Consider the following 13,574-nt stretch of genomic DNA (forward strand, 5'->3'; position numbering starts at 1 on the left):
GCGTGGTGGCGCGGCCCGCCAGTCCCGTGGGGGTGCCGGGCCTGGGGCCTTCACGCCGAATCCACCGAGTTACCGGGTCACCGGGTGAAGGCCCCCACCGTGGTCGATGGGTGGTCAGGAGGGCTCAGAGGCCATCCTGATCGCTCAGACCGAGTACTGGCCGCGCCCCGGGCGCTTCAGCTGTCCTGCCTTGACGGCGCGTTCCAGGGTGTTGCGCAGCGATTCGCGCTGGCCGGGGGTGTCTTCCCGGCCCAGCGCGGTGTTGATCTCGGCGGGGCGCATCGCGGCTCCGTGCTTCTGCAGGACGTTGAGAGCCGCGGTCAGAAGCGGCGAAGCCACCTTCGCGGACTCCTCGGTTGCCGGGGCAGCCGCTCGCGAACCGGCCGGGGCCTTCTTCTTGGCCGCCGGCTTGGACGTCCTCGGCTTCTTCGCAGCTTCCTCGGCCTTGTCCGTGGCCGACTTCTTCGCGGCTTCCCCGGCCTTGGCCGTGGCCGGCTTCTTCTCAGCTCCCCCAGCCTTGTCAGCGGCCGGCTTCTTGCCGGCAGCGGTGGCCCGGGGAGCCTTTCCGGCAGCCTTCTTGGCGGGGGTGCGGGGCTGAGGCACCGTGGCGGCGGCTTCGTCGGCCGGAGCAGGCGCCTCGGACTGTGCCTGCGAGTCCTTCTCGGGCGTGTCGCCGGCCGGTTCCGGTTCCGGCTGCTTGCCGCCCACCAATGTCGTGGCGGGACCGGGCGGGATGGTGCCAGTCAGTACCCGCAGGTGCTGGAGGGCCTGCCGCGCCGCTGACAGGCGCTGCTCGGCCTCCTGGAGTTCCTTGCGCAGCGACTCCTCACGTGCGGACAGTTCCGGCAACTGGCGTTCGAGGTCGTTGATGGCCTGCTGGAGGGCGGATGTTTCGACGCTAGAAGTCACCTGGTGTCCTTCGGTCGGTGCCTGACAGTGATCCAGTCACCGTACGCGTCTTCCGCACCGTTGGGATCCCACCGTGCGCAATGTCGGATCTCGACGGCCTCTGTTCTTGAGCTCGGGAAGGAGGGTTGTCCCCGGCTCGTGGTGCCGGAACGTACGTGTCTGCCGGGTACGTGAAAAGCCCCGTTGAGCGTTTGCTACAGGTTGACGCCGCCGGTGACGTCGACCTTTGCGCCGGTGATCCAGCGGGCATCGTCGGACGCCAGAAAGGCGACCGCGTCGGCGATGTCCGGGACCTGGCCGATCCGGCCGAGGGCAGTACGGCTGATATTGCGCTCCAGGGTCGCCGGGTCGGACAGCGCATCGGCAGTCATGTCAGTGCGGGTGAATCCGACCACGACGGAGTTGACGGTGATGCCTCGGGGGCCGAGATGCTTGGCCAGGGTGTGGCTGAACACGTCGAGTGCGCCCTTGGTGAGCGGGTAGCCGATGCCGTGATCCGAGGCGAGACGGGTGGAGACGGAGGAGATGTTGACGATCCGGCCGCCGTCGCGCAATCGTGGCAGCAGGCGCTGAGTGAGGAAGAACGGTGCCTTGACGTTGACGGCGACCATCTGGTCGAACTCCTCGGGAGTGAGCACCTCGATCGGCCGCCCCATGAAGTTGAGTCCCGCGTTGTGCACCAGGATGTCGAGCATCGATTCCCCGTGTGCGCGCAGTCCGCTCTCCAGCCCGGTCACGAGTGTGTCCACGTCGCCGGGAACGCCCAGCTCGGCGCCTACGGTGAAGGCCCGGCCGCCGGCCTCGGCGATGGACGCGGCGGTTTCCTCGGCCGTCGTCCGGTTGCTGCCGTAGTGCACGGCGACCAAAGCGCCGTCCCGGGCCAGGCGTTCGGCGATGCCTCGTCCGATGCCCCGGCTGCTGCCGGTGACCAGTGCGACCTTTCCGCTGAGATGTGTCACATGCGCTCCTCGATCGATCGTGGTGATCAGGAACCCCTTGGTCGTATCGCGGATGTGACCCAGGGAGTCGGGCTCGGCATTGTCGTTCATGACATAGCCGCCGATGCGTAGTTGCGGCGCGACGAGTTCGATGACTTGGCGGGCGAACGAGGGCTCGGTCCCGAGCCGACCGTCGATCAGGGCGAAGTCGACCGGACCGCCGAGATCGCACAGGGTGGTGCGTGCATCACCTTCGCGGATGTCCACGGCGTTCTCGGCATGAGCGGATGTCCTCTCTGCACGGCGGGTGCCAAGGAGCCGCAGGGATGTCCCTAGGAATCCGGGTGCTTTCCGGACGTCTGGGCCGGGTGGTCAGTAAGGTCAGGCTAATCTGGCTGGCTGGCGGCAGGTGGCCAATCATGACCGTGAAACGGCCACGTTTCCCACTGCGGGAGGGGACTTGTGCACGCTGACCGCTCATCGGACGCTACGGCCGGCAGTCTCCCGCTGCCGGTCGTGACCCGCGCGCAGGTCGATCAGGGCACCCGGTTGGCCTACCACCGCCATCCGCATCACCTGATCGTGTGGGCGACGAGCGCGACCGTCACGGTGCGCACCGACGCCCGGGACCGGCTCGTGCCGCCGGCCCATGCGCTCTGGCTGCCCGCCGGCACACCGCACGCCTTGGACGTGCTCCAGCCCGGCAACTCCTGCACCGTCGCCGTCGACACCGTCCGCTGTCCGATCACCTGGTCGGAGCCCGTCGGCATCGTCGTCACTCCCCTGGTGCGTGAACTGATCGTCCACCTGGACCGCAACCCACATCCCGGCCCCACGCGGACCAGCGTCGAAGCACTCCTGCTCGACCTGCTCGAACCCACCGCCGGCACCCGCCTTCATGTGCCGCTGCCCACCGACCCCCGCATACGGACCATCGCCGATGCGCTGATCGCGAACCCGGCCGACCGGCGCGACCTCGCCGCCTGGGGCCACGAAGTCGGCGCGGGCGTGCGGACCCTCACCCGGCTGTTCTCGAACGAAACCGGAATGACGTTCGCCCGCTGGCGCACCCACGCCCGCATGCGCGCAGCCCTGACCCACCTCGCCCGAGGCGTCTCCGTCGGAGCTACCGCCCGTGCAGTCGGGTACCGCAAACCCGGCGCATTCAGCGATGCGTTCGCCCGTGTGACCGGTCAGGCCCCAAGCGCGTGGCTGCCGCTGGAGAGGGAGAATTGATGCCTGTCCGAGGGGCTTTCACCACACCTCTGCCAGGCGGTCACTGAGCTCCGGCGAGGCGGCGCTGTTCGAGATAGATGCCGGTGAAGACCGCGACCTTGGCCCGCAGGACCCAGGGGTCGAAGGGCTTGCCGATGTAGTCGACGGCGTAGCCCCGTGCGGAGTGTTCGGGGTCGGTGCCCATGGCGGTGAGGAAGATGATGGGCACGTCGCGGGTGCGGGGACGTCGTTTGATGTGGGCGGCGGTCTCGTAACCGTCCATGTCCGGCATCTGGACATCCATGATGATCACGGCGAAGTCGTCCTGGTCGAGGAGGGCTTTGAGCGCTTCGCGGCCGGAGGAGGCGACGACCAGTTCCTGGTCGAGGGTGGACAGGACCGCCGTCATGGCCAGCAGATTGTCCGGCTGGTCGTCGACGACGAGGACCTTGGGCATGGCCTGCGGGGCCGCGGGGGTCATCGCGGCGACGGCCTGGACCTGTTCGACCGCCTCCAGTTGCCGTTCCAGCAGGGTGCAGCGCTGTTCGGCGTCGTCCCGGCGCTGCTGCGCCTCGCCGAGCTGGGCTGACAGGCGGGTGACCTCGTCCTGCAACTGATCACGTTCACGCAGCAGGTCGGTGACGTCCGGGCTGGCCGCGGCCAGGCGTTCGGCCCGTTCTCGTTCCGCGTTCCACTCCGCCTCCAACTGGTGCAGGCGCACCTCCAGGTCGGCGATCCGGTGTTTACGGTCCAGCAACGCGTCGTCCAGCGCGTCGCCGCGGGCGGTGGAACGGCGGGAGACGCGGTCGGCCTCGGCGAGCTGCTGCTCAAGCACTTCCACGGCGTGGCGGGGCGAAGCGCTGGTCTCGACGGCTGCCCGGTGCAGACGGCGCACCAGGTCGATGGCCTCCGGGGTGGCGGCCATGCCGCGGTGTTCGGCGACGTCGGTGAACAGGTCCATCACCACCTCCCACGGCGGGACGCGGGTGCCGTTGAGGTAACGGGAGAACGTGCCGGCATCACGTACGCGGCGGGCCGCGTAGCGGCGGACCGAGACACCCATGCTCTCGAACAGCTCCCGCAGCGCCATGGCCAGCGCACGCGACTCCGGTGTCAGTCCCTCGGCGAGGGGACGCAGCTCACCCACGGGCACTCCCGCCCTTCGCACGTGCCTCGCGCACGGCCGGCCTGCCGCGGACGGTGTCCGGGGCGATCACCTGGTTGACCACCGGCACCGCCCCACCAGCAGCGGCGAGACCGGCGAGCACCCCGCCCACCGTCCCGTTGCCCGCCGACACAGACAGCAGGCCGACGCACACACCGGCCAGCGCCGACAGCAACAACACCAGCGCCGCCCTCACCGACACAAGCGAACGATCCATCGAACCTGCCCTCCCTCTCCCCTGCCGGACACCGGCTGGGACAGCGCGCCCCGGTTGGGCCCGCTGTGCGATGAGCCACACCATGGCGTCAGGCGGATCCGTTGCGCCAGGTAATCGAAGAACCGGCAACATTCCAGTGCTGTTGCCGCCTGCGCCGGAGCGTCCGCAACACTCGGAAGCGCAGGTCATGCCTGGTGCGGTGGGCGGTGTTGCGGCAACACGGCGGCCGACGGTGCCGGGCGGCGCTTCGGGGCACCGAATGCGCCCGGCAGCGCTTCGGGCACTGAATGCGCCGGACGGCGCTGCGGGTTTGCGGGCACTGCGGGCGCCGTAGCGGCAGGCCCGGCGGTCAGATCCGCCAGGAGCGGATGCGGTCGGCCGCGTCGTAGCCGTCGACGTGACCGGCGTGGAGGTCACGGGCGAGGTCGATCAGCGCGCCGTACGGCGGGTCGATCCCCTCCCCCGCGGCGTCCATGTACGACACGGCGACCGCGGCACCGTACAGGGCGTTGCGGGCCGGGAGGGGACGCAGCCGGATGATGGTGTGCATGAGGGCGGCCGCGCGCCAGGCATTGTCGACGGCGACGCCGACCTGCGGGGTGTTGACGCGATGACGCGCGACCGCCGCCACGAGGCTGGAGAAGTCGTGGACCGAGGGGTGCTTGGGCAACACCTCCGCCTGGCGTTCGAGCAGCCAGCGGAGGTCGATGTGCAGCTCCACCTCAGGCCGCCCGGCCCGGAGAATCACCGGCGTCCAGGCCGGCGGGGGCGTCGTCCGGGAAGGCCGCGTCGAAGGCGTCGGCGTTCTGGGCGACGAACCGCCGGAAGAGATCCGCGGCACTTTCGAGGCGGGGGTCGCGGACCGCGTTGCGCGCGGCCTCGGTGATCAGCGCGGTCACCGTGGTGCCCTCGGCCTCCGCCCGCTCCTGCAACTGGGCGTGCAGTTCTTCGGGGACCCGGATGGTCACTGGCTTCGACATACCCCGACCGTACAGCAGGGCGTACAGCATGGGAGCGGAACCAGGGAACCGAGGGGACTCACCGTGTCGGCTCCGCGAGCCGCACAGGCTTGGCGCTGTTCAGGCATTCGGGCGGAGGCTGCGCACTAGGCTTCTCCGTGTGCTCGGTCGTCAGGACAGGATCTCGACGTACCCGTCGGTTCCGTGCACGCGGATCCGCTGCCCGTCCCTGATCAGCCGGGTGGCCTGCGCCACCCCCACGACGGCCGGCAAGCCGTACTCCCTGGCGATCACCGCGCCGTGGGTCATGAGGCCGCCGACCTCCGTCACCAGGCCCGCGATACCGACGAACAGCGGCGACCAACTGGGGTCGGTGAAGGCCGTGACCAGGATGTCGCCTGCTTCGAGGTCGGCGTCCGCCATGTCGAGGACGACGCGGGCCCGCCCCTCGACGGTCCCGGCGGAGACCGGGAGGCCGGTCAGGGCGCCGGCCGGCACGTCGTCACGCCGGTACGACCCGTTGACGGCCTCACCGTCCGAGGTGAGCACCCTGGGCGGTGTGAGTGCCTGGTACGACCGGAACGCTTCCTTGCGCTCCCGGATGAGCTGGTCGTCCACCTGGTGCGAGCGCACGGCCTCGTGGAACTCCTGGAACGTGAGGTAGAAGACGTCCTCCCGCTCGGCCAGCACCCCGGCCCGCACCAGGCGCTCCGCCTCCCCCACCAGGGCCTGCTTGTAGACGAAGTAGCGGCTGATGATGCCGTACTTCGGGTACTCGCGGTACCCGATGAAGGTGCGGACCCGGTCGATCATCCGCTTGGTCTCGTCGGCCTTCCGGTCCCCGTCCGGCAGGGCCCGCAGGCGTGACAGTACGTCCTGTTCCTTCTTCAGCGCCTTCTGCCGTCCTTCCTCGAAACGGCGCTCGGCGGCGCCCGGTTCGAAGTTCCTGACGTTGTCGAGGATCACGGGGACGAGTGTGGTGGGGCGCTCGCGCCAGCGCGGCCTGGTGATGTCGATCTCGCCGACGCAGCGCATGCCGTACCGGTCGAGGTAGTCCTCGATGGCGTCGCGCGCTTCGGGTCCGCCCGTGAGCTTCGCCAGCTCGTCCAGGAAGCCCTCGTGACAGACATCCTCATGCCGGGCACCTTCATGCCGGACGCCGTCATGCCGGGCGCCCCCGCCCCGGGTATCCCCGCTCCGGACAGCCTCGTCCCTGGTCCCGCCCTCCTGTACTCCCTGCAGGAACGTCACCACCTCCGGATACGGGCGGATCGCGTCCGCGACGTCGAGCAGCGCCAGTCCCATCTCCGACGTGATGTTGTCGGGGGCGGACAGCGTCAGCGTGTCAGCCACGTTCTTCTCGCCCAGCCACTCGTACAGCTTGTCGTTGAGCCACCACGTGGCCTCCATCCCCGCCATGATCACCTGCATGCTCACGGGGTCGCCGAGAACTCGCTTGTGCTCCTCGAACGCCTCCAGCAGGAAGTCGAAGAGCGCCGGCCCGGTCTTCGACCGGATGTCGCGTTCCAGGGCGGCGACGGATGCCTGGCTGCGCTCGATCAGCTCGGTGACGACGGCCGGATCGGTGGCGATCGGGGCGGGCGCACCGCCGACCGGCGGCTTGCCGGGGGCCGGGTCCGGGAGCGACGGGACGAAACCGTCGCGGTCGAGCACGGTCTCCAAGGCATCCCTGGTCAGCGGGTCGCCCTTGCCGATGAGGTCCAGGAGCCCGGCGCGGCTCCCGGGCGAGGCCAGGCGCCGGGTGACGTCGACGAACAGCCTCCCGCCGGCCGTGTGCATCGGCGCCATGGCCGTCAACTGCCACGTGGAGAGTCCCAGGGGCTTCATGGCGTCCGTCATCATCTGCTGATGCCCGACGGAGACGTAGACGTGATTTTCCGCGTCGTCCGCCTCCGGAACGGGAAACAGCGTCGTGACCGGCCGACTCTGCACGATCTGGAAGCCGTCGTCGGCCAGACACCATTCGATGTCCTGCGGGCGGCCGAAGTGCGCCTCGATCCGCCGCCCGAGCTGGACGAGCCGTACGACCTGCGCATCCGTCAGCGCGGGCTCTTCCTGCCGCTGCGCCTCGACCGCCACTTCCCGCGTGCCGCCGTCCGCCAGGGCCTGAACGGCACGCTCCTTGGCGGCGATCTCCTTGGCGACGACCTCGCCGTCCCGCACCTTGAAGACGTCCGGGTTCACCAGGCCGGAGACCAGCGCCTCGCCGAGGCCGAAGCCGGCGTCCACGGTGGCGACCTTCCGGTTGCCGGTGACGGGATCGGCCGTGAACAGGATGCCGGACGCCTGCGGGAAGACCATCTGCTGCACGACCACAGCCATGTGGACCGTACGGTGGTCGATGCCGTTCCGACGGCGGTAGGTCACGGCCCGCTCGGTGAACAGTGAGGCCCAGCACCGGCTGACGTGCTGGAGGACCGCCGTCGGGCCCACCACGTTCAGGTACGTGTCCTGCTGGCCGGCAAAAGAGGCCGTCGGCAGGTCCTCCGCCGTCGCGCTGGACCGGACGGCGCAGGCGGCCTGCTCGCCGAGCCGGGCGAGCGCGCGGGTGATCGCCGCCACGAGATCGTCCGGGACGGCGATCTCTTCGATGGTCCGGCGGATCTGCGCACTGAGCGTACGGATCGCCTCCCGGTCGTCCGGGGCCACGCGCGACAGCAGATCGAGCCGCTCATCGAGCGCCGGCGCTGCCGCCATGACCCGCCGGAAGGCGTCCGTCGTCACACAGAAGCCCGCCGGGACGCGGATGCCGTCGATGCGCGACAGCACGCCCAGGTGCGCGGCCTTGCCGCCCACGACCGCGACCTGCGTCTCGTCGATCTCTTTCAGGTCCCACACGTACCGCTCGGTCATCGCGATGCCTCCGGGGCAGTCGTGTTCCGTTGCGCTGCGCCGGCCGATCCACTCACCGGCCGCACCCCTGGTCCGACGTCACCGCGTCCCCCATACGTCGACAACACACGCACGTCGTGCCCCTCATTTCCGCAGGTTGTGGCTACGGCGGATGATTCTGCGCCATCCCCCGGGCCTTGCGGCAAGGCCCCTGGTGCGCTATATGTTAGGAGTGGCAAGGAGAGGGTTCTCCTTGCCTTTGCTTTTGCTCGCTGCCGGAACCGGCGCGGCGTGCCGGTCTGGACTCCTGCATGGCCGGTGCCCACCTCGCGGTCCATTTCCCACTGCCTGGCGGCGAGATTGCTGACGACCCGAGCGCTGATCGTCTACGTCGCGCGTCAACCAGTCGGCCCTGTACGGAAGTTGACCAGCTCGCTCCTCGTTGACGGCACCGTTCCGCAGACACTGGAGCCGCTGCGACGCCTCCGGGAACAGGCTGCGGACAGCCCTGCGGCCGGCGGGAACGCGCGAGGACGGCCCGTCACGTGTCTCCCGGCCCGGCTCATCCTCACAGCGTCACGTGGCTGAGGAAGGTGTCGCGGCTGGGGCATGTGGTGTGGGGGACGTAGAGCGCGTGGAGAGGTGCGTAGACCGGGGGTTCGAGGGCGAGGATGTGCGCTTTGCCGCCTGCGGCGGGGCCCGGTGCCGTAGTGACGAAGGCGATGCGGTGGGTGCCGATGACGGCGGTGACCGGGGGTGTGCCTTGGCGGTCGGTGCGTTCGATGCGGGGCTCGAAGCCCGCATGGCGGCAGTGGTCGACGAGGAGGTCGGTGTAGCCGGAGTGGCCGGGGGTGCCCCAGACCATGAAGGACTCGTCGGCGAGTTCGGGGAGGGTGACGGTGCTCCGGCCGGCGAGGGGGTGGTCGGAGGCGACGGCGATGTGCAGGCGCTGGTGGCCGAGGGTGGTGCGGGTCAGGCCGTGGGCCGGTGTGATGGCGCGGCACAGTCCGATGTCGAGGTCGTTCGCGAGGAGCGCGGCAGTCAGCTCGGAGGGGTAGCGCTGGTGGGGCTCGGGGGCGATGCCGGGGTGTGCGTCGGTCACGGGTGCGAGCAGAGTGACGAGTTCGTCGCCGGTGACGGCAGGGGTGTAGCCGATGCGCAGCGTCTCGCTCTCACCTCGTCCGATGCGCCGGGCGCGGCGCAGGGCGGAGCGCGCCATGCCGTTCAGAACGTGGGCGTCCTCAAGGAGGGCCGCTCCGGCGGGCAGTACGGTCACGCCGGCGCTGCCGCGCTCCAGCAGGGGCACGCCGACTTCGCGTTCGAGGACCCGGATGGAAGCGGACAGGGCCTGCTGGGACAGGTGCAGCCGGGCGGCGGCGCGAGTGAGGCTGCCTTCCTCGGCAACGGCGACCAGGTGTTCGAGCTTGTTCAGGTCCAGTCGCACGTGGGCATCCCTGGGTTCGGTAGTGGTGGGCAGTGGTGTGGAGGTTCAAAGGGTGACTGTCGGTGGGCGGTGCCGGGGCTCTTGGCGTTGTCAGACACGAGGTCGATCACTGACCGTAACCCCGCCCGCCGGGAGGAGCGGGCAGAGGTACGGGCAGGCCGCCATGTGGGTGATTATGTCGGCAGCCGGCCCCTGTTGTCGTAAGTGGCAGCCAACTTCAGGCTTGGCCGGTCTCGAAGCGGCTGATGCGGCCGTCGGTGACGGTGAAGGTCCACCGGGTGCGCATGCTGCCCCAGGTGGAGTTGGTGTAGGTGGCGGTCAGGGTCCGGCCGTCGGGCGAGGTGCCCTCGATGTCCATGCGTCCGTTCGAGGAGAAGATTTCGCTGTCGGCCCATGCGGCAAGGTCGCGGTCGGTGCCGTCGTCGGACATGGTGGCGTCGTCCGTCAGCGCGGCGAAGAAGGCGTTCTTGTCGCCCGTATTGACGGCGGTGACGAAGGCGGCCACCGCGGGATCGGCTGGGTGAGCAGGCATTCAGTACTTCCAGACGGTGTGATCGGGACGCCGGCGGGCCGGCCGTGCCGGAGTGCGGCCGGTGCGGCCCGCCGGGCGGCGCGGGGTCAGCGGGTGGTGTAGCCGCCGTTGGGGAACAGGGTCTGGCCGGTGAACCACCAGCCTTCGGTGGCCAGGAACCTGATGATCGGGACGATGTCCTCGATATGGGTGAGCTGGTTGCCCATCGCCTGCGACTTGTGGAATTCCACCCGCTCGGGGGTTTCTTGCGGGTAGAAGAACGGCGTGTCCATCGGGCCGGGCGCCACGGTGTTCACCGAGATGTAGCGGTCGGCGAACTCCTTGGCCGCCGCCCGGGTGAAGTGCTCCAGTGGCGCCTTGCCGCCGGCGTAGGTGGAGTAGCCGTCCGTGAAGGCGGCCAGCAGCGACGTACCCAGGCTGATGATCTTGCCGTGGTCGTTCAGCCGTCGCCCGGCCTCCTGGATGAAGAAGTACGCCGCCTTGGCGTTGATGCCGAACATGCGGTCGTACTCTTCCTCGGTGGTCTCCAGGATCGGCTTGCGCAGCACCATCCCGGTGGTGTTCACCGCGATGTCGACGCCGCCGAAGGTGTCCACCGCCGTGTCGAAGAGCCGTCGTACGTCCGCGACCTTGGTCAGGTCGCCCTGGGCGGCGACGGCCTGTCCCCCGGCCTCCTTGATCGCCGCCACCGTCTGCTCGGCCTCGTTCTGGGAGCTGTGGTAGTGCACGACCACCTTGGCCCCGGATTCCGCGAAGTTCCTGCTGACCAGTCCGCCCAGGTTCTTCTCGCCCCCGCCGACGACCGCGACCTTGTCCCGCAGAGTGTTCTCGGCCATGTTCCGCACTCCTCACGTTCTTGCCGGTGACCGACTTGATCACCTTCCATGGACGACACTAGGGGGACATTTCAGTCATCGGGTAACAGAAGTTTCGAGTCGCTCCACAAACATCGTCGATACCCCCAGGCAGCAGATCGTCCGGCGCCACGCGGAAGGACCGGGGACTGCCGGTCGTGATCTGCTGGCGTCTCGTCGGGATGCATCCGATGCTGTACGGCGGGACTCGCCTCGTCGGCGAAAAACGCCTGGCAGGCGCCCTGCGCCGACCGGGCCCCCGCGACACACGCGGAGACGAATCCGTTCGGTCCCTTCGCCGACTCGCCGACCCGCCGAGGACGGTGACGCGGTGCAGCACCCGCTCGACGTCGAGGTGGGCGAAGTCCGTGAGGGTTCGGAGAAGCCCATGTGCGGATGGTCGAACCGGGGCTGGCGAAGAGGCCCGCTCGCCGGTCTCCGGGTGGCCGGACGACGGAGTGGACGGCCACCTGCGGGTCCTCGCAGTGCAGCTTGCGGCCGCGAAGACCTGGTCCAGATGTGTGCAGCGCGCCGTCCTTTATGAAGAAGCCCACCCCACTGACCGTCCCGGTCATGCAGTTGCCGGCCGCGGCACCCCATACGCGCGAGCAACCATCAAGGCACAGGTCTGGACAACTCCATTCCGGCGGTGCCGCCCGGCAAGTGGAGGACTGCCCGCCCCTTCCACTATCCGGTCATCGGCTTCTCGCCCTGCGAGTTGCTCGCTACGATCCCGGCGAGCCGGGTATCCGCAGGGAGGCAAGCGATGGTCGAGGCTGTGGCGCTTCCGGCGCCCTGGCAGGTCAGGTTCCAGGCAGGCGACAACGTGGCTGTCGCCGACACCCTCAAGGCCGGTACCGGCGGTTCGGCGGGGATGCGGCCGCACGAGCTGCTGGAGGCTTCCCTGGCCACGTGCATGACCATCTCCGCGCGGATGGCGCTGGCAGACCTGAGCATCACCGACGCCGATGTGCGGGTGCGGGTGCACCTGGAGCGCGAGGAGGCCGCGACGCGGTTCCGCTACGAGCTGCTGCTCGCACCGGAGTTGGAGGCACACCGGCCCGCGATCGAGGAGCGCATAGCGCGCTCGCCGGTGCGCTCCACGTTGAGCAAGCCGCTGACGTTTGAACCTGCCTGATGTTCCCGGCCTGCCTGGCCTGCCTCATGCAGGCGACGTGACGCGGCTCGTCTTCCCTGGAGCCTGCGGCCGAGGAAGCCACCCCCACTCGCCCTTCTCCCTCTTCAGCTTGCGGCCCCGCGCTCCCCGACTACCTGGTCGTCGCCTCGGCGGCCCCGCGTTACGCGTCGGTGACGGTGGCGGCGTCGGACGCCAAGGACGTGCAGTGGAGGTCGGTCCTGCGGCCCTCCGGCCTCCTGGGCAGCTTCAGCCTGCACCCGGCGATCACGCCCGGTGTGGCCATCGCCCCCAAAGCCTGGCCCTACGGTCCAGGGGCGCCGCCGCACCTCATTCCCTTCGACGGCGCCGGCTACCTCACCCACCTGTTCAAGGTCACCACCATGGCCGGCTGAGGCCGGCCACACCCCGTCGGGCCAGGTGAACCGGTCCGGTCGGCACTTCTTCGCACTCTCTCGGCTTGACATGCAACCAGGTGGTTGCCAATCTGAGAGTGAGGGGGTTGGATGGCATGGACGAGGTGTTCAAGGCGCTCGCGGACGTGAGCCGCAGGCGGCTGCTGGACCGGCTGAACGAGCGGTCCGGGCAGAGCCTGCGCGAGCTGTGCGCGGGGCTGGACATGACCAGGCAGGCGGTGTCCAAGCACCTGGCGGTGCTGGAGGGCGCGGGCCTGGTCACGGCGGTCCGGCACGGCCGGGAGAGGCTGCACTACCTCAACCCCGTCCCCATCCATGATCTCGCCGACCGCTGGATCGGCCAGTACGAGCGAGGCCGGATGACCGCGCTCAGCAACCTGAAGCACGCCCTGGAAGGAACGGCGATGAGCAAGCCCGAGTTCGTCTACACGATCTACATCCACACCACGGCCGAGAAGCTCTGGGAGGGGCTGACCAGCCCGGAATTCCTGAAGCAGTACCACGGTGACTGGGCACCCTCCTCCGACTGGAAGGTCGGCTCGAAGGTGCTGTGGCCGGTCGAGGGCGGCGGCGAGCCGCAGGACCTCGGCCAGGTCGTCACCGAGTCGGAGCCCGGCAAGCGGCTCGCCTACACCTGGCACACGCTGCAGCCGATGCACCAGGAGATGTTCGGCATGAGCGACGCGGAGTTCGCCGAGGCCGTCAAGGAGCGCTCGAAGGTCGCCTTCGACATCGAGCCGGCCGAGGAGCCGGAGCTGGGTGTGAAGCTGACCATCACCCACGACGGCTTCGACTCGGCCGACTCCAAGATGCTGGAGGGCGTCAGCGGCGGCTGGATCATGATGCTGTCGGAGCTCAAGACGATCCTCGAAAAGGGCTGAACCACTTCCCGGCAGGCCGGACACGTGCGGTATCGCCCGCACGGTCCGGCCGGTCG

Annotated in this window: 14 protein-coding genes; 4 read left to right on the forward strand and 10 right to left on the reverse strand. The window is 69.3% G+C overall.

Annotation, left to right across the window (positions count from 1 at the left end; genetic code table 11):
* Positions 1-144: 144 nt before the first annotated feature.
* A complete protein-coding gene (locus tag EJG53_RS00805) occupies positions 145-909 on the reverse strand; it encodes a hypothetical protein (protein WP_125042949.1) in 765 nt (254 codons plus the stop codon).
* A gap of 194 nt (positions 910-1,103) precedes the next feature.
* Positions 1,104-1,868: an SDR family oxidoreductase gene (locus tag EJG53_RS00810; protein WP_125049083.1), complete on the reverse strand. Its 765-nt coding sequence runs from the start codon at positions 1,866-1,868 to the stop codon at positions 1,104-1,106.
* Between the two features lie 495 nt (positions 1,869-2,363).
* Between EJG53_RS00810 and EJG53_RS00815 the strand changes: the two genes are divergently transcribed.
* Positions 2,364-3,083 carry a helix-turn-helix domain-containing protein gene (locus tag EJG53_RS00815; protein WP_167515003.1) on the forward strand — a complete coding sequence of 240 codons (720 nt, stop codon included), beginning with the start codon at positions 2,364-2,366 and terminating at the stop codon, positions 3,081-3,083.
* A 40-nt stretch (positions 3,084-3,123) separates the two neighbouring features.
* Here the strand turns inward: EJG53_RS00815 and EJG53_RS00820 are convergent, their stop codons facing one another.
* The 8 genes from EJG53_RS00820 to EJG53_RS00855 form a co-directional block, all read right to left on the reverse strand.
* On the reverse strand, positions 3,124-4,209 hold the full coding sequence (locus EJG53_RS00820) for a response regulator (protein ID WP_125042953.1): 1,086 nt from the start codon (positions 4,207-4,209) through the stop codon (positions 3,124-3,126).
* Positions 4,202-4,444: a hypothetical protein gene (locus tag EJG53_RS00825; protein ID WP_125042955.1), complete on the reverse strand. Its 243-nt coding sequence runs from the start codon at positions 4,442-4,444 to the stop codon at positions 4,202-4,204. The genes EJG53_RS00820 and EJG53_RS00825 overlap by 8 nt, the downstream gene beginning before the upstream one ends.
* Positions 4,445-4,793: 349 nt before the next feature.
* Positions 4,794-5,165, reverse strand: a complete 372-nt coding sequence (locus tag EJG53_RS00830; protein ID WP_125042957.1) for a toxin Doc — start codon at positions 5,163-5,165, stop codon at positions 4,794-4,796.
* 1 nt (position 5,166) lies between these two features.
* On the reverse strand, positions 5,167-5,424 hold the full coding sequence (locus tag EJG53_RS00835) for a YlcI/YnfO family protein (protein WP_031007576.1): 258 nt from the start codon (positions 5,422-5,424) through the stop codon (positions 5,167-5,169).
* 150 nt (positions 5,425-5,574) lie between these two features.
* Positions 5,575-8,277, reverse strand: a complete 2,703-nt coding sequence (gene rph / locus EJG53_RS00840) for a rifamycin-inactivating phosphotransferase (protein WP_125042959.1) — start codon at positions 8,275-8,277, stop codon at positions 5,575-5,577.
* Between the two features lie 547 nt (positions 8,278-8,824).
* Positions 8,825-9,700 (reverse strand): LysR family transcriptional regulator, encoded by an 876-nt coding sequence (locus EJG53_RS00845; protein WP_125042961.1) that lies wholly within the window; start codon positions 9,698-9,700, stop codon positions 8,825-8,827.
* Between the two features lie 217 nt (positions 9,701-9,917).
* Entirely contained in the window at positions 9,918-10,232 is a 315-nt protein-coding gene (locus EJG53_RS00850; protein WP_125042963.1) for a nuclear transport factor 2 family protein, read from the reverse strand.
* A gap of 86 nt (positions 10,233-10,318) precedes the next feature.
* Positions 10,319-11,068 carry an SDR family oxidoreductase gene (locus EJG53_RS00855; RefSeq protein WP_125042965.1) on the reverse strand — a complete coding sequence of 250 codons (750 nt, stop codon included), beginning with the start codon at positions 11,066-11,068 and terminating at the stop codon, positions 10,319-10,321.
* Between the two features lie 784 nt (positions 11,069-11,852).
* Between EJG53_RS00855 and EJG53_RS00860 the strand changes: the two genes are divergently transcribed.
* The 3 genes from EJG53_RS00860 (at position 11,853) to EJG53_RS00870 (ending at position 13,518) form a co-directional block, all read left to right on the forward strand.
* A complete protein-coding gene (locus EJG53_RS00860; RefSeq protein ID WP_125042967.1) occupies positions 11,853-12,224 on the forward strand; it encodes an OsmC family protein in 372 nt (123 codons plus the stop codon).
* Between the two features lie 170 nt (positions 12,225-12,394).
* Positions 12,395-12,616 carry a hypothetical protein gene (locus EJG53_RS00865; RefSeq protein ID WP_125042969.1) on the forward strand — a complete coding sequence of 74 codons (222 nt, stop codon included), beginning with the start codon at positions 12,395-12,397 and terminating at the stop codon, positions 12,614-12,616.
* A gap of 116 nt (positions 12,617-12,732) precedes the next feature.
* The gene (locus tag EJG53_RS00870; protein WP_125042971.1) at positions 12,733-13,518 is read left to right on the forward strand and encodes an ArsR/SmtB family transcription factor; all 786 of its coding nucleotides are present in this window, start codon (positions 12,733-12,735) and stop codon (positions 13,516-13,518) included.
* The last annotated feature ends 56 nt before the right edge of the window (positions 13,519-13,574 follow it).

It is taken from the genome of Streptomyces chrestomyceticus JCM 4735, from assembly GCF_003865135.1.
In the GTDB taxonomy this organism is placed as follows: domain Bacteria; phylum Actinomycetota; class Actinomycetes; order Streptomycetales; family Streptomycetaceae; genus Streptomyces; species Streptomyces chrestomyceticus.